This window comes from Paraburkholderia sp. SOS3 (assembly GCF_001922345.1).
Lineage (GTDB): Bacteria > Pseudomonadota > Gammaproteobacteria > Burkholderiales > Burkholderiaceae > Paraburkholderia.
In genome coordinates this window covers 3,844,715-3,863,730 of sequence record NZ_CP018811.1, presented here as the reverse complement: position 1 = coordinate 3,863,730, position 19,016 = coordinate 3,844,715, and the positions used below count along the sequence as shown (strand labels likewise).

20 protein-coding genes, 1 tRNA gene and 1 pseudogene are annotated in these 19,016 nt (G+C 63.0%); 12 read left to right on the top strand and 10 right to left on the bottom strand.

The window, feature by feature from the left end; genetic code table 11:
* The first annotated feature begins 16 nt into the window (after positions 1-16).
* The 12 genes and pseudogenes from BTO02_RS17210 (at position 17) to BTO02_RS35405 (ending at position 10,895) form a co-directional block, all read left to right on the top strand.
* Positions 17-1,201, top strand: coding sequence for a type II secretion system F family protein (locus BTO02_RS17210; protein ID WP_075158037.1), 1,185 nt, complete (start codon positions 17-19; stop codon positions 1,199-1,201).
* A 4-nt stretch (positions 1,202-1,205) separates the two neighbouring features.
* On the top strand, positions 1,206-2,879 hold the full coding sequence (locus tag BTO02_RS17205) for a GspE/PulE family protein (RefSeq protein WP_075158036.1): 1,674 nt from the start codon (positions 1,206-1,208) through the stop codon (positions 2,877-2,879).
* A 22-nt stretch (positions 2,880-2,901) separates the two neighbouring features.
* A complete protein-coding gene (locus BTO02_RS17200; RefSeq protein ID WP_156883849.1) occupies positions 2,902-3,735 on the top strand; it encodes a hypothetical protein in 834 nt (277 codons plus the stop codon).
* Positions 3,732-4,325: a hypothetical protein gene (locus tag BTO02_RS17195; RefSeq protein ID WP_075158034.1), complete on the top strand. Its 594-nt coding sequence runs from the start codon at positions 3,732-3,734 to the stop codon at positions 4,323-4,325. Before BTO02_RS17200 ends, BTO02_RS17195 begins: the two co-directional genes overlap by 4 nt.
* On the top strand, positions 4,322-4,837 hold the full coding sequence (locus BTO02_RS17190; protein WP_075158033.1) for a hypothetical protein: 516 nt from the start codon (positions 4,322-4,324) through the stop codon (positions 4,835-4,837). Before BTO02_RS17195 ends, BTO02_RS17190 begins: the two co-directional genes overlap by 4 nt.
* Positions 4,834-5,451, top strand: coding sequence for a hypothetical protein (locus BTO02_RS17185; protein ID WP_075158032.1), 618 nt, complete (start codon positions 4,834-4,836; stop codon positions 5,449-5,451). The genes BTO02_RS17190 and BTO02_RS17185 overlap by 4 nt, the downstream gene beginning before the upstream one ends.
* The gene (locus BTO02_RS17180; protein WP_083615168.1) at positions 5,448-7,295 is read left to right on the top strand and encodes a secretin N-terminal domain-containing protein; all 1,848 of its coding nucleotides are present in this window, start codon (positions 5,448-5,450) and stop codon (positions 7,293-7,295) included. The genes BTO02_RS17185 and BTO02_RS17180 overlap by 4 nt, the downstream gene beginning before the upstream one ends.
* A gap of 17 nt (positions 7,296-7,312) precedes the next feature.
* A complete protein-coding gene (locus tag BTO02_RS17175; protein WP_075158031.1) occupies positions 7,313-7,780 on the top strand; it encodes a type II secretion system protein in 468 nt (155 codons plus the stop codon).
* A gap of 5 nt (positions 7,781-7,785) precedes the next feature.
* Complete coding sequence (locus BTO02_RS17170; protein ID WP_075158967.1) at positions 7,786-8,163, top strand: type II secretion system protein; 378 nt, start codon at positions 7,786-7,788, stop codon at positions 8,161-8,163.
* 112 nt (positions 8,164-8,275) lie between these two features.
* Positions 8,276-8,716, top strand: a complete 441-nt coding sequence (locus BTO02_RS17165; protein WP_075158030.1) for a hypothetical protein — start codon at positions 8,276-8,278, stop codon at positions 8,714-8,716.
* A pseudogene (locus BTO02_RS35520) lies at positions 8,697-9,224 on the top strand (carbohydrate-binding protein); the annotation flags it as partial. The gene BTO02_RS17165 and the pseudogene BTO02_RS35520, both read left to right, overlap by 20 nt.
* A 483-nt stretch (positions 9,225-9,707) precedes the next feature.
* Complete coding sequence (locus BTO02_RS35405) at positions 9,708-10,895, top strand: chitinase (protein ID WP_269667969.1); 1,188 nt, start codon at positions 9,708-9,710, stop codon at positions 10,893-10,895.
* Positions 10,896-10,917: 22 nt separating this feature from the next.
* Here BTO02_RS35405 and BTO02_RS17140 read toward each other — a convergent pair whose 3' ends face one another.
* The 10 genes from BTO02_RS17140 to ydfG all read right to left on the bottom strand — a co-directional run bounded on the left by BTO02_RS17140 (position 10,918) and on the right by ydfG (position 18,915).
* Positions 10,918-11,466 (bottom strand): lytic transglycosylase domain-containing protein, encoded by a 549-nt coding sequence (locus BTO02_RS17140; protein WP_232243388.1) that lies wholly within the window; start codon positions 11,464-11,466, stop codon positions 10,918-10,920.
* Between the two features lie 780 nt (positions 11,467-12,246).
* Positions 12,247-12,322 (bottom strand) — tRNA-Lys (locus BTO02_RS17135).
* A 167-nt stretch (positions 12,323-12,489) separates the two neighbouring features.
* On the bottom strand, positions 12,490-13,239 hold the full coding sequence (gene ybgF, locus BTO02_RS17130) for a tol-pal system protein YbgF (RefSeq protein ID WP_075158029.1): 750 nt from the start codon (positions 13,237-13,239) through the stop codon (positions 12,490-12,492).
* A 15-nt stretch (positions 13,240-13,254) separates the two neighbouring features.
* On the bottom strand, positions 13,255-13,761 hold the full coding sequence (pal, locus tag BTO02_RS17125) for a peptidoglycan-associated lipoprotein Pal (protein WP_075158028.1): 507 nt from the start codon (positions 13,759-13,761) through the stop codon (positions 13,255-13,257).
* 19 nt (positions 13,762-13,780) lie between these two features.
* Positions 13,781-15,073, bottom strand: a complete 1,293-nt coding sequence (tolB, locus tag BTO02_RS17120) for a Tol-Pal system beta propeller repeat protein TolB (protein WP_075158027.1) — start codon at positions 15,071-15,073, stop codon at positions 13,781-13,783.
* A 196-nt stretch (positions 15,074-15,269) separates the two neighbouring features.
* Positions 15,270-16,301 carry a cell envelope integrity protein TolA gene (gene tolA / locus BTO02_RS17115; RefSeq protein ID WP_075158026.1) on the bottom strand — a complete coding sequence of 344 codons (1,032 nt, stop codon included), beginning with the start codon at positions 16,299-16,301 and terminating at the stop codon, positions 15,270-15,272.
* Positions 16,298-16,747, bottom strand: coding sequence for a protein TolR (tolR, locus tag BTO02_RS17110; protein ID WP_075158025.1), 450 nt, complete (start codon positions 16,745-16,747; stop codon positions 16,298-16,300). Before tolR ends, tolA begins: the two co-directional genes overlap by 4 nt.
* Positions 16,748-16,757: 10 nt before the next feature.
* Positions 16,758-17,435, bottom strand: coding sequence for a protein TolQ (gene tolQ, locus BTO02_RS17105; RefSeq protein WP_075158024.1), 678 nt, complete (start codon positions 17,433-17,435; stop codon positions 16,758-16,760).
* Between the two features lie 155 nt (positions 17,436-17,590).
* Positions 17,591-18,097, bottom strand: coding sequence for a tol-pal system-associated acyl-CoA thioesterase (gene ybgC / locus BTO02_RS17100; RefSeq protein WP_075158023.1), 507 nt, complete (start codon positions 18,095-18,097; stop codon positions 17,591-17,593).
* Positions 18,098-18,168: 71 nt separating this feature from the next.
* A complete protein-coding gene (gene ydfG, locus BTO02_RS17095) occupies positions 18,169-18,915 on the bottom strand; it encodes a bifunctional NADP-dependent 3-hydroxy acid dehydrogenase/3-hydroxypropionate dehydrogenase YdfG (protein ID WP_075158022.1) in 747 nt (248 codons plus the stop codon).
* Positions 18,916-19,016: the final 101 nt, after the last annotated feature.

Below are 19,016 nucleotides of genomic sequence, written 5' to 3'. Positions count from 1 at the left end.
CTGATCGGCGGTCGTCATGCGCTACCGGGTGATAGTCAAGAGCGAGAGCGGCGAACAGGAATTCGAATTGCCGGGCGACGACGAGGCCCAGATACGCCGAACCGTTGCGCAGATGGGCATGTCGATCGTCGGCGTCGCACCGGTGGAAACGCGCGCGTTCGCGTGGTCGTTTCGCAAACAGGTGTTCGAACGCTCGCTTTTTACGCAAGAACTGATCGCACTACTGGAAGCGGGACTGAGCCTCGTGGAAACGGTCGAAACCCTACGCGACAAGAGCAAGGAAGGCATTAACCGCACGGTGCTGCAGACCATCGTCAGTGCACTGTACGAAGGCTTGCCGCTCTCGAAGGCGCTCGAACGGCAGCCTGGCGAATTTCCCGCCTTGTATGTGGCGACGGTCGCATCCGCGGAGCGAACCGGGCATCTTGCCGAGGCGCTCAAGCGCTATCACCACTACGATGCGCGGCTCGACGTCGTGCGCAAGAAGGTTGTGTCCGCCATGGTGTATCCGTCGATCGTCATCGCAACGGGGACATTGATCATCGTGTTCCTGGCGTTCTATGTGATTCCGAAGTTCAGCCAGGTATTCGCGTCGATGAAAGACATTCCGTTGTCCGCGAAAGTCATGCTGTGGTGGGGAGACCTCGTTCACGCACACGGCGCCGTATTGCTCGTCTGCTTCGCGCTGGGCATCGCGGCGCTCGGCTGGTCGCTTGGCAACGGCAGGATCAGGGCGAAGATCATGAATGGGCTGTTCCGCTTCCGGCGGCTTGCGGCCTATCAGCGGCTTTTTGCGCTGACACGCTTTTACCGGACGCTCGGGCTGCTGCTGTCGGGTGGCATGTCGGTCGTGGCGTCGATGGAACTCGCGGCGCAGTTGCTGCCGCGTCAAATGCAGGCGGCGCTCGCGCAAGCCGTAGAAGCGATTCGCGCGGGCCAGGCGCTGTCGGCCGCGTTGCCGTCCGCGGAGCTGACGACGCCGGTGGCGGAGCGGCTGATTCGCGTCGGCGAGCAAAGCGGCGAGTTGCCGGCCATGATCACGCGCTCGGCGGAGTTCTGCGACGAAGAACTCGACCGTGCGATCGACACGTTGATGCGGGTCGTCGAGCCGGTGCTGATGCTTGTGGTGGGCGGCATCGTGGGGGCGGTGATCTTTCTGCTGTATATGCCGATCTTCCAGCTCGCGGGCAGCGTGGGGTGAAATCATGGCGCAGATAGTCCATGCTCAAACGTCCAACGCGCCCAAGGCTGGAGATGAAGCGCCGGATGCGCGCACCACGCAGGCCCGCTTATGGGATGAGGCCGAGCACGATCCGACGGTTTATCTGCAGCGCGTGGCGGGGCTGACCGGTCTACGCGGCCTCGATGCAGGAGACCTCGAAGCGATGGAGCCGTGCTTCGAGCGGCTGCCGTTTGCGGAAGCCATCTCGCGCAATTGCCTGCTGGCTCGCGAGCGCGACGGACAGCGGCTCTTCGTGCTGTCCGATCCGTTCGACCGCTATCTGCGCGCGTGGGCGATGCAGCGCGTGAAGGCAAGCTTCGTATTCGCGTTTTGCGTGCCCGCAGACCTGCTTGCCTATCTCGCTGTGCATGAGTCCGCGCATCAGGCGCTCACGCAGATCAGCGTCGGCGACGCCGCGAGTGCGACAGCGGACGCAGGCGTGGAGATATCGCTCGCGACGCTCGCAGCCGACGTGCATCCCGTCATCCGCCTCGTGAATTCGTCGCTATACGATGCGCTGAAAGCGCGTGCGTCCGACATTCATATCGAGAGCACGGCGAGCGGGCTCGTCATCAAATACCGCATCGACGGCGTCTTGCAGACCACGGCATCGACGGCCGGCGTCGACGTTGCCGAACAGGTGCTGTCGCGCCTCAAGGTGATGGCGGATCTCGATATCGGCGAGCGCCGAATTCCTCAGGACGGGCGCTTTCGCGCCGTCATCAGCCAGCGCGAGATCGATTTTCGCGTGTCGATCATGCCGTCGATTCACGGCGAAGACGCAGTGTTGCGCGTGCTCGACAAGCAGCGCGGAGACTCGAACAGCACGTCGCTGCGGCTCGACGCGATCGGCCACGAGCCCGATATCGTCGAAGCGCTTCGCGCGGTCGCGCATGAACCCTATGGCCTCATTCTCGTGACCGGGCCGACGGGTTCGGGAAAGTCGACGACGCTGTACGCGACGCTGACTGAAATCAACACGGGCGAAGAGAAGATCATCACGATCGAAGATCCGGTCGAATACGAGTTGCCGGGCGTGCTGCAGATTCCGATCAACGACAAGAAAGGCCTCACGTTCGCGCGTGGGCTGCGTTCGATCTTGCGGCACGACCCGGACAAGATCCTCGTGGGCGAAATACGCGACGGCGAAACGGCGGGCATCGCCGTGCAGGCCGCGTTGACGGGGCACCTCGTGCTCACGTCGGTCCATGCCAATAACGTCTTTTCGGTGCTCGACCGCTTCCTGCATATGGGCGTCGATATGCATAGCTTTGTCGATGCGCTGTTGGGTGCGATGGCGCAGCGGCTCATGCGCAAGAACTGCCCGCATTGCGTCGAGGACGACGCGGCGCCGGACGACGCATTGCTGCACGCATCCGCATTGACGCGCGAACAGATACGCGATTGGCGTTTCCGCAGGGGCGCGGGTTGCGACGCCTGCCGGCGCACCGGCTATCTCGGCAGGCAGCCGATCGGGGAAGTGCTGCGGCTCAACGATCGGATCAAGCAATGCTTTGTCGAACGGCGGCCGATGGTCGAGCTGAAAGAGGCTGCGCAGCAAAGCGGGTTTATCCCGATCAGGCAGGTCGCGCTGCGTGCGGTGGCGGACGGGCGTACGACGCTCGCGGAAGTCAATCGCGTGACGATGATCGAATAGAACATGAGCGACGGAGACCTCGATGGCCCTGTCATGGAATCGCATCACATCTCGCGTATCGGCGGCGAACTGGACGCGATGGTTGTGTGCGCGGCCACGGCGCGAAGTGAAATGGTGGAGTCAATCGACGGTATGGCTCGATGGTTATCGCGCATGCCGCTTCGGTGCGTCGGGACAGGTCGAGGCGGTCTTTTCGCTGGCGAGCCCGTATGAAATGTCAGCCGCGCTGCCCGCCCTCGATGCATTGCTTCCTGAACCGCAGACGTTTGGCGTGCATCGTTTGCGCCTGCTCGTCGGCGCACCGTTCGTTTGTTACTACGCATTGCCGTGGCGCGCATTGCCGCGGCCCGTCGACTGGCTTCCGCTCGCGCGCATGCAATTCGTACAGGGCGCAGGCGGCGGCGCGGAAACATGGCGCTTCAATGTGCAGGACCGTGGATGGGGCCGCGCGCGGCTTGCCGCGGCAGTGCCCGAACTGCTTTGCGGGCATCTTGCGCGCCAGTGCAAGCAGCGCAGGATCAGCCTGCATACGGTGGAACCCGCCTACACGTATGCGGTGTCGCAACACCGCCGGCATATCGCGGACGGCGAAATTGCGGTGGTCGAACTCGAAGAGATGGAATCGAAGGGGGTCTACGTTGCAAACATAGGATTTCGAAGCAACGGGCACTGGAGCGGCTTTGTCACGTTGCCTGCACTGGAGCCGTTCGATCGTGTGTTCCGCGATGCCGCGAGCTTGTGCGATGCGCCGCTGCCCGAGCGGATCTACGTGATCGCGCCCGATACCGTGGACCGCAAGGCAGCCGATGCTTCCCGTACGCATTGGCTGACCGTTCCATGGAGCGTTCCGGTATGAAGGCGATCCGGCTCGACATGGCGCGATCGAATCGCCCTGAAGCAATGCAGGGCATCGTCGCACTGCTGCTTGCAGTCGGTCTGCTGCTCGTCGCGATCAGGTATCTGGACCATCTGAAAAGCAATGGCGAGGCGCTCGACGAACGCGAGACGTCGATTGCGCGGCAGGAGCAGAAGTATCAGGCGATCGGCAAGGCGCATCGGCATCCCGGCAATCCGCATGCCGAACAACTGATGGCGCAGCAGCGCTATGCGGCCGAGCCGGCGCGCGACCTGATCGAACGGGGATGGAGCCCGAACATCGCGCTGCTCTCGCTCGAGGTCGTGACGACCTCGCGGCAGATCAACCTGACCTTCGAGACGCGTACGGCGCAGGAAGCGCTGTCGTACGCGGACTGGGTCGAGGCACAGCCTGCGACTGAACGTGTGAACGTGGTGCGGCAGACGGAAAAACCGGGGCCGCCGGTCAAGTCGGTCGAAACGACGCTGCAGATCACCTGGCGGGGGAATCCCGGCGAGGCGTCGTCGGCGAGCGCGACCCAAGCCCCTTCCACTGCCGCTGCCGGCGCACCGGTGGAGGCGCATCGATGAACCGGCTGATTTGGGAAGCGAGGCGAATGCAGTGGCGTCTTGCAACGCCGGGCTTGCTCGCGGTCGTTCTCATCGGCGTGGTCGTCGCGATCGCGTTGTTCGAGATCGTCCCGACCGCGCGCGATATCGGCACGCGTGAAATTGAACTCGACGCGCGCGCGGCGAAGCTGACCGATGCGCCGCCTCCGACCCCGGATGAAGCAGTCGGTCCGGCGAGCGCGGACCAGCGCTTCTTTGTATTTCTCCATAGCTTCCATGCGATCGCGCTGAAGAACGGCATTTCGATACCGCAGGTCAGCTACGAGCCCGCGAGGGAAGAGGGAGCGCTCAGGCGTTATGCGGTAACCGCGGCATTTACGAGCACCTATCTGCAACTGCGTGGCTTCTTTGGCGACCTTCGACGGCTGCCCGGCGCGCGGTGCCAGCGCGTTGCAGTGACGCGGCCGGACATCGGCGCGACACAGCTCGAGGTACGCATTCAGTGCGCGTTTCTCGTTGAAGGAGCGTCATGAAGGGCGTCGATGTCAGGTCGATGAATATCTCCAGACCGGTGCAAGGCCTGCTCGTGGTGGCCGCCGGACTGGCCGCATTCGCATACTGGAAGGGACATGAAACGTCTATCTCGACATCGCGCGAGCGTAGCGCGCCCGCTATTACGGCCTCAACCACGCGGCCCGCGCGGCCGGCTGCGCGAAGCGGGGCCGCCGTGCCTGCTGCTTCGGACGCTGCGAGTGCTGGAAGTTCAGGAGCTGCCGCCTCGGCAGTGCCGGCGCCCCTCGCATCCGCGGCGCCGACCGTCGATGTGTTTCCGAGCCAGAACTGGTTGCCGCCGCCTCCTGCGGCACCACCCGTATCCGCTGCGCCGCCACCGCCGCCTGAACCGCCGCCGCTGCCGTTCGTCGTTCGCTCGTTGTGGCTCGATCAGCATGGCGCCCTCTATGTCGTGCTGAATGCGGCCGGCAAGGATTTCATGTTGTGCGCTCAATGCAACAGGAAGGGATTTTTGCGCGCCGGCGATGTGTTGCTCAACGAGTACCGGATAGAAAGCGTCAGCGACCGCGAGGTCGGATTTCTCTATTTGCCTCTCAAGCGCAAGCAGAAGCTGACGTTTGGAGGAGGGCGATGATGCGGCTCGTGCGGTCGATCGTGGCGCTGTTGCTGATCATGCTCGCTGCCTGTGCGGGAGACATGCGCAGGCAGCAGCTCGAGACTCAACTGAGCGCATTGCCGCCGGATCAGGCGCTCGAGTTGTTGGCGCAGCAATCGGCCCAATACCCCGATGACTTGCAGATTCGCAGCGAGTATCTGCAAATGCGCCGCCGCGTGATGGAGGATTACCTGACGCGCGCGACGACTGCCTACTATGCGAACGACCTCGCGCAAGCGCGCGCGTGGGTGCAGAAGGCGCAGCAGGCCGCACCGGGTGATGACAGTGCCGGGCAGATGCTCGAGTGGATCGATACGCAAGGGCCGATCGATTCGGCCGTGCAGTACGCCGAATCGATCCGTACGGAAAGACCGGACGAAGCGCTTGCGATAGCCAATGACGTGCTCAGGCGGCAACCGAGCAATGGTCGCGCCGCGCGCCTGCGCGACGATCTGCTCACACCGCGAGGCCGCGAGTTGACGCCCACCCTGACGCGCGACCTCAGTCAGCCGATCACGGTGCAGTTTCGCGACCAGCCGCTGATCAGCATTTTCGAGCTCGTTTCGAATATCACGGGCCTGAACTTCACCTTCGATCACGACGTCGCAGCCACGGCGCCGACGACGATCTTCGCAACCAACACGCCTGTCAAACAGGTGATGGCGATGGTGCTTCAGGCCAATCAGCTTTCGAGCAAAGTGGTCAACGGCACGTCGCTGCTGATCTATCCGAAGCGCCAGGACAAGGAAAGCGAATACCGCGATCTCGCGGTGCGTACGTTCTATTTGCAGAATGCGCAGGCGCCGCAGGTGCTGGCGGTGCTCAAACAGATGGTGAAGACGCGCGATGCGGTGGTCGACGAGCGCACCAACGCGATCATCATGCGCGATGCGCCGGAGACGATCGCGGTGGCCGAACGCCTTATCGCGGCAATGGATGTGACGCCTGCCGAGGTCGTGATCGAGGCGCAGATCATCGAGGTGTCGTCGACCGACCTCCTGCAACTCGGCATACGGTACCCGGACCGGATCGAGTTCGCCATCCGGCCGACCCCGGACCAGACCGATACGACGACGCTTCCCGCGGGCTTCGTGACGCTCGATGAACTGCATCATCTGAACAGCAGCGATGTGATCGTGCGACTCGGAACCGTCGGCATCGACTGGCTGCAAAGCATGGGCAAGACGAAGACATTGGCCAATCCGCGGATTCGCGTGAGAAACCGCGAGAAGGCGAAAGTGCTGATCGGCGACCGCTTGCCGGTGGTGACGACAACCTTGTCCAGCAATTTCAGCTCCGAGAGCATCAACTATCAGGACGTCGGTCTCACGCTCGACGTGCAGCCGTCGATCGTCAATTCGCGCGAAGTGCAGGTCAAGCTGAAACTCGAAGTGTCGAATGTCACCGATACGATCACGACGAGCAGCGGCCTCGTCGCATATCAGATCGGCACGCGAACGGCCGAGACGGTGATGAGCGTCAACAACAACGAAACGCAGATTCTCGCCGGGCTGCTACAGCGCAACGAACGAAGCGGCGGACAGGGAATTCCGGGCCTGAGCCGGATTCCGATACTCGACCGTATTTTCGGCACGAAGGTCGACGACGACAAGCAAACCGAGCTGATCCTGCTCCTGACGCCGCGCATCGTGCGCAATCAGTCGATCCCCGCGGGCAATGCGGTCGCGTTCGATTCCGGAACGGAGACCCGGATCACGACCGAAGGCAACGATCTGACCGGCGGTGCGGCGATCAAGGTACCGCCGAAGGGAATGAACACACCGCCGCCGGCGCTCGAAGCGCCCGGCGGAAAAAAACCGTAGACCGCCTGGAAGCGATCATGCAGCGCGGCTTCACGTTGATCGAGATGCTCGTCACGCTGGCGATCATGGCGGCGCTCGCAATGGTTGCGCTGCCGCTCACGCAGATTGCGGCGCAGCGCGAGAAGGAAGAGCAGTTGAGACGCGATTTGTGGAGGATTCGCGATGCGATCGATGCATACAAGGCGGCAGCGGAAGCGGGAAAGATCGACCGGACCGTGGGCGATAGCGGATATCCGCCGACGCTGAACGTGCTGGTCGACGGCGTGCCGGACAAGACGAGTCCGGCGCACTCGCGGCTGTACTTTCTGCGCCGGATTCCTCGCGATCCGATGTGCGATTGCCCGAGCAGGGCCGATGCGCAGACGTGGGGCAAGCGCAGTTACGCAAGCCCGCCCGACTCGCCGAGCGAAGGCGTGGACGTGTACGACGTGTATTCGTTGTCGGACGAGCAGGGGTTCAACGGGATTCCGTACCGGAAGTGGTGATCGATATGGTCAGGCGTGCTTTCCGCGCTTTTACGCTGATAGAACTGTTGGTCGTGCTGGCCATCATCGCGACGCTGCTGACGATCGTCGTGCCGCAGTTTTTCGGGCAAACGGACAAGGCGAGGGAGACGGTGCTGCGCGAAAACCTCAGCATGATGCGCGATTCGATCGACCGGTTCCGTGCCGACCAGGGACGGTATCCGCAGACGCTCGATGAACTCGTGACGCGGCGCTACCTGCGGGAAGTGCCGATGGACACGATTACCCAAAGCCGGAGCACGTGGCAGGTGGCGCCGGCGCCTGATGGAAAGCCGGGCGTCTATGACGTGCATAGCGGAGCGAAAGGCAAGGCGAAAGATGGCTCGGATTACGCGAACTGGTGATCGGGTTGTTTGCCGGTCGTCGCGAGGGCGTGCGCGTCCGCGCGATTTCGGTTGCGTCCCCGGTTGCGTCCCCGGTTGCGTCCTTCGTTGCCGGCATGAACGTGGGGTCGTCATGTTGTGGGCGCTGATGTGCGTCGCGCTGATATCGATCTACCTGATGAAGGTCGGCGAGATGTGGGCAACGAACATCGAGCGGGCCAATGAAGATGAGTTGCTGAGAAGGGGCGATGCGATTCGCGGCGCGATCGACAGCTATGTGCGTGCGGAGAGCAACGGCGCTTTTCCACGGAGCTTCGACGATCTTTTGCATGACTCGCGCGTTTCATACCCGCGCCGGCATCTGCGCGCGATGTATCGCGATCCGATCACGCATGGCGAGTGGAAGCTCGTGACGGGACCTAACGGCGAGCTTTATGGCGTCTACAGCAATGCCGATGGTGTGCCGTTCAAGCGTGACGGTTTTTCCGATGCGGACGCGAGCTTTTCGCTGCAGACGAGTTATCAGGAATGGAAGTTCGTGATCTACCCGAGCAATGGAATGGTCAGGCGGTGAGGTGAGTGGTTCGAGGCGCAAGGCCTGGCCTGCCGGGATCGGCGTTAGACCGGCGTTGTGTCCGTGCGTGTCGACGTCGGGGCGTGCGGATGGTTTGCGATCGAGCGGAGGCGATATGAAGTCGCGTGTTTATAAAGGGTTCGCATTGTTGCCGGTGTTGGCGGTACTCCATGCTGCCGCCGGGTATGCGCAACAGGCGTGGCATGAAGGGGCGACCTACACCGCCGGCACGACTGTGACTTATAACGGGCGCAGCTATCAGGCGCTGCAAACGCATACGGCGTATCCGGGCTCGGGGTGGACGCCGTCGAGTTCGCCGACATTGTGGAGAGATTTGGGAGCGGCTGGGGGGACGCCGGCACCGGCTCCTGCTCCGACGCCGACGCCGACGCCGACGCCGACGCCGACGCCGACGCCGACGCCGACGCCCGGAGGGTGCTACCCAGCTTGGTTAGCCACGCAAGCATACGCAACGCCGGGGACCAAAGTGACCTACAACGGACACAACTACAAAAACAAGTGGTGGACACAAGGCGACAATCCCGCACAGTCGGGTGCTTGGGGCGTTTGGGAGGATATGGGCGCGTGCTCTGGCGGCTCGACACCCACGCCAACGCCAACGCCGACGCCGACGCCGACGCCGACGCCGACGCCGACGCCGACGCCGACGCCGACGCCAACGCCAACGCCAACGCCAACGCCAACGCCAACGCCAACGCCAACGCCAACGCCAACGCCGACACCGACACCGACACCGACACCGACGCCGACACCGACACCGACACCGACACCGACACCGACACCGACACCGACACCGACACCGACACCGACACCGACACCGACACCGACACCGACACCGACACCGACACCGACACCGACACCGACACCGACACCAACACCAACCCCCGCCGCCTACAAGCCAAAGATCACCTATATCGCGGAAACTGCGAGCTATCCCACCGCCGCGGACTTCAGCAAAGCCGAAAGCGCGTTGGTCGCCCAATCGCAAGGGCGCATCGAGATCCTGCGCGACGCGCTGCGCGTGCTGCCCGATAGCGATGTCGACGCCGTCGTACCCGGGCGTGCCGCCAATCCGTCGAACGTGAAGCGGGTCGAGTCGATCGTCAGCGAGCAGAAGTTCAACGAGCTGTTCCCGATAAGGAACATCGCCTACTCGTACGTGAACTTACTGCGGGGCATCGCAAAGTTCCCCGCGTATTGCGGCGATTACAAGGACGGGCGCGATGCGAATGCAATCTGTCGAAAGCTGCTCGCCACATCGTTTGCGCACTTCGTTCAGGAAACCGGCGCGAACTGGCCATCGCTAACGCCGGCTCAGGCCAGATCCGGCTATCCCGATCACAACAATCCGGTGCTCGCGACGATGCCGCAGGATGCGGCGATCCCGACATGGCGGCAGGCGCTCTGGTATCTGCGCGAGTCCGGATATGAGGAAGGCTCGGCGGTGGGCGCGTATCAGCAGTGCGCGCCGGGGTCGCATGCAACGAACTGGATCTTCTATGCGTGCGCGAAGAACAGCAAGGGTCAATATCTCGACTACTTCGGGCGCGGTGCGAAGCAACTGTCGTGGAACTATAACTTCGGTCCCTTTTCGCAGGCGCTGTATGGAGATCCGAACGTGCTGCTCGATAATCCCGGGCGTGTCGCCGACACGTGGCTCAACTTCGCGTCCGCGATCTGGTTCGCCGTCACGCCGCAGACGCCGAAGCCGCCGATGACGTGGGTCATCGACGGCACGTGGAAGCCCAACAATGTCGACCTCGCCAACAACATGAAGCCGGGCTTCGGCGCGACCGTGTACATCATCAATGGCGGTATCGAATGTGGTGGGGGAGGCGCCGAGCGATCGCAGGTGCAGAACCGCATAGCGGCCTATAAGGAGATGGCGCGCGAACTCAATGTGACGATTCCCTCCGACGAGCCGCTCGGTTGCGCGAATATGCGTGGCTTCACCGAAGGATCGGCGGCCGCGACCCAGGCGTATCTGGACAAGGACTACGCATGGGCGAACGGCAAGCCGGTGACCGGCTGCAAGCTCGTCGATTATCAGATGCCCTTTTCGCTGATCACGCCGGGAGACTATAAGGCATGCACCGATTACTTCTTCAGAGGCAAGGTCGAATACAACGGGCAGACGGTGATCGACAACACGAAATGAACGCGAAGCGCGCATACCGACGCTAGCGTGTGTTGCGGTAGCGATTCGCGAGCAGCTTCACGCGCGAGACGTAGTCACGCGTCTCGGGATACGGCGGCACGTCGTGATATCGGCCCACTGCGTTTTCCCCTGCGTTGTAGCCGGCCAGTGCTTCATCGAGATTGCCGTTGAAGCGTCCAAGCAGCCACGCCAGATACTGCACGCCGCCTCGAATGTTCTGCGAGGCATCGAACGCGTCGTGCACGCCGAAGCGGGCCGCGGTGGCCGGCATCAATTGCATCAGACCTCGTGCGCCCGCCACGGAAATCGCCTCAGGCTGGAAACCGGATTCCGCGTGTATCACCGCGCGCACGAGCGCTTGATCAACGCCGAAATCGAGCGCGGCGGCTTCGATTTCACGTTGATAAGCGTGCGTATTCAGCGCGAGCGATGCGATGTCGATGTCTCGCGCCGGCGCGCAGAGGAAGCATGTCGTCGAGAAATGCAGTTGCACCAGCGGCACGTTTGACGGCAATGCGGAAGGTTTGCTGCTCGAGTAGTAGCGGATGCCTTGTTCGATGTAGGAATACATGGTTGCCGGAGGTGGTGCGCGGAGTGGTCTGGTTACCGGAGACGCGATGCGAGCGCTGGAGGACGGCGCGATATGGAAATGCATCGGCACTGCATAAGACGGTATCGAACGACGCGCTGAATGGGGCACGGCAGCGGTGGTCGCGCTAACGGTGCGTGGCAAACCGTTGCCGCTGAATGCGATGCCTGTTTTGCCATTGCCGTAGAGCGGCGCTCGGGCCGCGCTTGTTCGATCGATGATGGTTTTCATCGAAGCGCATGTCGCCCCGGCTATCTGTTCCGTCGCGTAACTAACGGTATCGTCGCTGCCATGGCACTTCAGCATCGCATGGCAAGGCGGCGTCCCGAGTAGTGCGAGCGAAATCGCCCAGGCCAGAAGCGGCTTGTGTCCGGCGAGCCTGTTCTGTTCGGCAGCGGGTAAGCAGCACATACTGCCTCTTTGTGCTTTGCGTTGACTATCCGAAGTCTCGTGCATGCGTGCACGTAACAGGTTTGCTAGCGGCAAACGAACGTGCAAGACGGCTTGTGCGAAGAGCGGTGAATTGAATCTAGTGCAGATTCAAAGGCATCGCCAGTATCGATTGATGCCGATACGTTTCGACAAGCGAGAAGTTTTATAGAAAATAAGGGTGGCTAATCAATTCGCTCCACGCGCCAGGCGCAGCGAGTGAGCGAGCCCGGGGTGCGCAGGGCGCGCACAATGAGTTCGTACTTGCAAAAGACGCGTACAAAAACAAAAAGCCCGGTCGAGAAGACCGGGCTTTCTGCTTGATACGGTTTTTGGTAGGCCGTACTGGATTCGAACCAGTGACCAACGGATTAAAAGTCCGCTGCTCTACCAGCTGAGCTAACGACCCCAAAAGAGAAGCGAGATTATAGCGATAGCCCTACAGCAGTGTCAAGGCTATCGAAGCCCCTTCACGCCTGTCGATGCCATCGCGCAATGCGAGAGCGGCCGCGCGCAGCCCGGCAAATCGACGCTGCCGCCACTTGCCGTGGCGGCACGCCGGGTTTGGCCATCATGCTACTTGATCTGCGAAAGCTTGCTTTGCGCAGATTGCGCGACATCGGAGTTGCCGTATTGCGCGACGATCTGCTCGAGCGTCTTCTTCGCGGCGGCCTTCTGCCCCTGCTCGAGCTGGTTGTTCGCAATGGCGAGCAGCGCTTCGGGCGCACGCGGGCTGTCCGGGTAGTTCTTCACGACCCCTTGCCAGATCGAGGTCGACCCTTTGTAGTCGCGCTGTGCGTACATCGCGTTGCCGAGCCAGTACTGTGCGGTCGGCTGATACGGGCTTTGCGGATACTTCGAGATGAAGCTGCGAAACGATGCAGCGGCACCCTTGAAGTCGCCGTTGCGAAACTGCTGCGACGCCGCGTTGAACGCGTCCGTTTCACCCGGCTGCACCATGCCCTGCACGCCGTCGACCGTTTGCTGCTGCGGCTCGAACTTCTTCAGCCGGCCGTCGAGGTCGGAGTAGTAGTCCTTCTGCTGCTTCTGCAAGATAGACAGCTGGTTCGTCAGATCTTCGTTCTGGCCGCGCAGTGTCGCGACCTGCTGGTTAAGCTGGTCGAGACGGTTCGACTGATCGAGGATCGTACGTTGCGCGGCCGACAACTGGTTCGTCAGACTGTCGGTCTTCGTGCGCAGGTCGAGAATCGCCTGGCGGGCCTGGTCGTCGTCGAACAGGCCTGCATGCGCCGGCATGGCCGTGAAAGCCACGCCTGCCGCGCACGCTGCTGCGGCGAGCCGCAGCCGGGAGAAACGGTGTGTCATACGGCGCGTTACCCGTTACTGTTGGTAGACGAGATCGGCGCGGCGGTTTTGCGCCCACGACGCTTCGTCATGACCGGTTGCAAGCGGCTTTTCCTTGCCGAGGCTCACGGCTTCCATTTGCTGATCGGGCACGCCCATCAGCGACATCGCGCGACGCACGGCTTCCGCACGCTTCTGGCCCAGCGCGAGGTTGTACTCGCTCGTACCGCGCTCGTCGGTGTTGCCCTGGATCAGCACGTGACGCTGCGGGTGCGACTTCAGATACTGCGCGTGTTGCTGCAGCAGCGGCTGGTATTCGTCCTTCACCGAGTAGCTGTCGAAATCGAAATACACGCTGCGCTTCGCGAGCGGGCTGTTCGGGTTGTTCAGTTCGTCGACGGTGACCGGAGCGACCGCGTTCGGATTCGGCTGGGCGTTGATGTTGCCCGCGGTCGTGCTCGTGGGCTTCGGCGTCGACGAGCAAGCTGCGAGAACGCCGACAACCGTCAGCGCGGCCAGTGTAAGACGCAATTTCGACTTCATGTTTTACTCTCCTTGTGTGTCATTGCATAAACGGGCCCCAGGACGGCTCGCGCACGCTGCCACCCTGAACGGACAGGACCTGCCGCGTCCGACCATCGGTCGATACAGCGGCCAACACGCCACGGCCGTTCACCTGAGTGGCGTAAAGGATGTACTGACCATTCGCCGCAAAACTCGGCGATTCGTCATGTGTTGTGTCGGTGAGCGCCGTCGCGACGCCCGACTGCAGATCCTGGATGTACAGCTTGAAACCGCCGCCGGTGCGCGAAATATACGCGAGTTGTTTGCCGTCGGGGCTCACGCGAGGGCTCGTGTTATAGCTGCCGGTGAAGGTCACGCGCTGCGCAGCGCCCGCGTTTTCGCCCGCGGCCGGCATTTTGTAGATTTGCGGCTGGCCGCCGCGGTCGCTCGTGAAGTAGATCGTCTGGCCGTCCGGAGAGAAATCGGGCTCAGTATCGATCGAGCTGCCTTGCGTCAGGCGGCGCAGACCGCTGCCGTCCGCATTGACGGCGAAGATCTGCGTGTTGCCGGTGCGCGAAAGGGCCAGTGCGAGCGTGCGGCCGTCCGGCGACCACGCCGGCGCGCTGTTGTTACCCTTCTGATCGGACACGATGATGCGCCGGCCGGTCGGCAGGTCGTGGATATAAACGATTGGCTTCTTCTTCTCGAACGACACGTACGCGACCTTCGTGCCGTCCGGCGACCATGCCGGCGAGATGATCGGCTCGGGGCTCGACAGCGCGATATGCGCGTCCTGCCCGTCCGAGTCGGAGATTTGCAGCTGGTAGCGGCTGCCGACCTTGATCACGTATGAAAGGCGCGTGGCGAAGACGCCGCGTGTGCCCATCAGCTTCGCGTAGATGTAGTCGGCTACCTTGTGCGCGCTCATGCGCAGACCGCTCTCCGGGCTGACGAGTACGAGACCGCCGAGGTTTTCGCCCTTGACCGTGTCGTAGAGCTTGAAGCGCACTTCATACTGGCCGTCGGGGCGTTTCGTCACACTGCCGGCGACGAACGCGTCGGCACCCTTGGCCTTCCAGCTGCCGAGGTCGACTGTATCGCTCTCCGAGACCGGCGTGGACCCCGCGTCGATATTCGTGAACTTGCCGCTGCGTTGCAGATCCTGCCGTACGATCGTGCTGATCTGCTGTGGGGAACTGCTTTCGTTGGCAAAATTCGCGGTCGCGATCGGAAACTGCGTGGACCCGACGCCCGTCACGAGGACGTTCAGCTGTGCATGTGCCGCACCGCCTGCCGTAATCAGGCAAGACGCCACCAGTGTTCGCAGGCCTAGCTTCGTCATCAAACTCATGCTTTATCGATTCCCCAAAGTACAAAAACCTTCACAACTGCAAACAGACACAAGCACGCAGAAATCGTTCCCGAAGGCTTGCCAGCCGTGCCAGGCCTCGCTCACAGCTTTCAGCATGCCTTAAGGGCCGGGGCGCGTCCGCGCAAGTCGCGCCGCGTTCGGTCCAACGATACGTGCATGCGCCACTTACCCCACCTCAACCCGCCGGACGCAGCGTAATGGTAAAACTGGCCGGTGTCTTGCCATTTGTATCTTGCGGCATCGGATCCGAACGCTGGACCGCGCGCAGCGCCGCGTCATCCCACTGCGAATTGCCGCTGCTGCGCGTGACGGTTGCCGACAGCAATGTCCCCGTCGGCGCACAGCGCACCGAGACCACGGTCTCGAGCCCTTGCGTGTCGCCGGCCCAGACGATATTCGGCCGCACGCGCCGTTGCACCTTCTCCGCGTAGCCGGGCGACGTGGCGTTGCCGCCCGCGCCGCTGCCCGTGCCGCTCTTCGCGAGGCCATTGCCGGTGGAGCCCTCGCCGCCCGCCATGCCTTGCAGTGCCGCGAGGCGCTGGCGGCGCTCCGCGTCGAGCTTCTTCGCCGCTTCGGCCTGGGCCGCCGCCTTCGCCTTCGCTGCCTTTTCCGCTTCGGCCTTCTTCTGCTCGTCGGCCTTCGCCTGTTGTTCCTTCTGCTGCTGCTCTTTCTGCTGCTGCGCTTTCTGCTGCTCTTCCTGCTGTTGTTTTTTCAGCTGATCCTGCTTCTGTTGCTCGGCCAGCTGTTGCTGCTTGAGCTTTTGCGCCTGCTGCTGTTGCTGCTGCTTCTTCAACGCCGCGGCCATCGCGGCCTGTTCGGCGGCGAGCTGCTGCTGACGCTTCGCGTCGGCTTCCTGTTGCGCCTGCAACTGCTGTTGCCGTTGCTGCTCGGCCAGCTGTGCTTCGCGCGCAGCCTCCTGCTGCTTGCGTTTTTTCTCCTGGAGCGCGATGTCCGCCTCCTCGTCCTGCACGGGCGGCGCGGGCGCGACCGGGGCGGGCGGGGGCGGGGCGACGCGAGGCGTCGACAGATCGGGCACCGACGTCCAGATTTCGGCTTCCGCGCCTGCGGGCGTGCTGTTTTGCCACTGGATGCCGTGATACAGGAAGAAACCGAGCAGCACATGCATCAACGCCGCGAGCGCGAACGCGCGCCACGTGCCGCGCTCACGCGGCGGCTGCAACGGATAAGCGGATTTCTGGCGAATCATTGCGATTTGACGAGCAATCCAACGCGCTTGACGCCGCGCGCTTTCAGATCGGACATCACGTTCATCACGACCTCGTACTTCACGGTCTTGTCGGCGGCAATCACGACCGGCTGGTCGGGATGCGATTGCTCGCGGTCGGTGACGAAGCTGTTCAGGTCGGCCCGCGTCATGGTTTCCTGCTGCGTGGTGCCCGCGTCGTCCTTGTAACGCACGCTCATGTTGCCGTCGGCGCGGATATTCACGACCACGGGCGGCGTCTGCTGCTGCGGCGCGGCGCCGCCGACGGTGGGCAGATTGACGATCGACGGCGCGACGAGCGGCGCCGTCACCATGAAGATGACGAGCAGGACGAGCATCACGTCGATATACGGCACGACGTTGATGTCGGACATGGCGCGGCGCGAACGGCCGCCGCGCATGCTGGAACGGATCGATGAACCGGCCATCGTGGACTCCTTAGTGCGCCTGGCGCTGCAGGATATTCGAGAACTCTTCGATGAAGGTCTCGAAGCGGATCGCGAGGCGGTCGATATCGTGAGCGTAGCGGTTGTACGCGACCACGGCAGGAATCGCGGCGAACAGGCCGATTGCGGTGGCCGTCAGCGCTTCGGCGATGCCCGGCGCGACGTTCGCGAGGGTGGCCTGCTGCACGTTCGCGAGGCCGCGAAACGCATTCATGATGCCCCAGACGGTGCCGAAAAGACCAATGTAAGGGCTCACCGAGCCGACCGACGCGAGAAACGCGAGATTCGCTTCGAGCACGTCCATTTCACGCTGGAAAGCCGCCCGCATTGCGCGGCGCGCGCCGTCGAGAATCGCACCCGGATCGTTCAGGCGCTTTTCCTTGGCCTTCAGGAATTCACGCATGCCGGCTTCGAAAATACGCTCGAGCGCACCGATGCGATGACGGTTGTTCGCGGCGCTCTGATACAGCGCCTGCAGGTCGCCGCCGGACCAGAAATCGCGCTCGAAGCGTTCGGTCTGGCCGCGCGCGCGGCGAATTGCAAACCACTTGCGGAAGATGAACGTCCAGGACATCAGAGACAGCAGCAGCAGGAGCGCCATCACCGCCTGGGCCAGCAGGCTCGCATTAAGAACGAGGGAAATGATCGACAGATCTTGTGTAGTGTTCATATAGGTTCGCTGTAACGTCCCGCTAGGGGCGTCCGGCTGAAAGGCGGATCGAAGCGTTCGGTGGGAGAACCGGAAGCTTCGGCGAACCGTTTCGCCGAACCATGCTTGGTCTTGTTCTGACCGTTACGAGTTCACTGGCCAGGTAACAACGGTGCTCACTCGTTAGCCGTTGACATGCCTGTCGTTGTATTGCTCGAGCCGGTGCTTGCGCCCGAACCGGGCGGCCCGCGCCGCAACGCGGCGAGGACGGCCGGCGCAATCGCGGCGGGCCGCAGCGCCGCTGCGTCGACACAGCCGATGCGGATCGTGCCGGTGGCGAGCAGCGTATCCTGGCGCCACGCTTCCTGCACGAAATCGACCGTTGCGCGGCCGAGCCGTTCGATCCGGCTGACGATCGCGAGCGAGTCGTCGAGGCGCGCCGGCGACCGGTAGTCGAGTGCCGTGCTGCGGACGATGAAGAGCGTGCCGGTTTCGCTCGCGAGCCTGCCTTGTTCGATTCCGCAGGCGCGCAGCCATTCGGTGCGCGCGCGTTCGAAAAACTTCAGGTAGTTCACGTAGAACACGATGCCGCCGGCGTCCGTATCTTCGTAGTACACGCGAATCGGCCATGTGAAGCCGATTTCGGCGCCGGGCTGACTGCCAGGAGTTTTCATGCCGCGCATTTTACCGGAACCTGACGGGCTGCCTGCTTTTTTGGCACTGGTTTCATTCACTTTTCCCGCTCCGGGCATGCTCAGCCGCGATGAACCGACAGGCCGGCGAACGACTGCGCAACCGGCATCAATTCGATCGAATTGATGTTCACATGCGCCGGGCGCGTGGCGACCCAGAAGATCGATTCGGCGATGTCTTCGGCCGTGAGCGGCTGCATGTCCTTGTAGATGCCCGCGGCCTTCGCGTCGTCGCCGCGAAAGCGCACGTTCGAGAATTCGGTGCCACCGCACAGGCCCGGCTGGATGTCGGTCACGCGCACCGCGGTGCCGGTCAGATCCGCGCGCAGATTCAGGCTGAATTGCGCAACGAACGCCTTGGTCGCGCCGTACACATTGCCGCCGGCATACGGCCAGCTGCTTGCGACCGAACCCAGGTTGATCACGTGGCCGCGGTTGCGCGCGACCATGCCCGGCAGCAGCGCGCGCGTCACTTGCACGAGGCCTTTGCAGTTCGTATCGATCATCGTTTCCCAGTCGTCCAGATCGGCCCTGTGGGCCGGCGCGAGCCCGAGCGCGAGTCCCGCGTTGTTGACGAGCACGTCGACCGCGGCGAAGCCGTCGGGCAGCGCGGCCGACAGCGCCTGAATAGCCGCGCGGTCGCGCACGTCGAGCTGCAGCGGCAGCAGGTTCTCGCCGAGTTCGCGGGCGAGGGCGTCGAGGCGGTCCTTGCGGCGCGCGGTCGCGACGACGCGATGGCCGCCTTTGACAAAAGCACGCGCGATGGCAGCGCCGAATCCGGCAGACGCCCCGGTGACAAAGACGATCATTCCAGTTTCCGTTGGGTTGAGAAAGGCGACAAGCCTACTTCCATTGCGGCGCCCGATCAACCGCGCCGCGGCGGCCGGATCGGGCGGGCCGCCGGATCTCG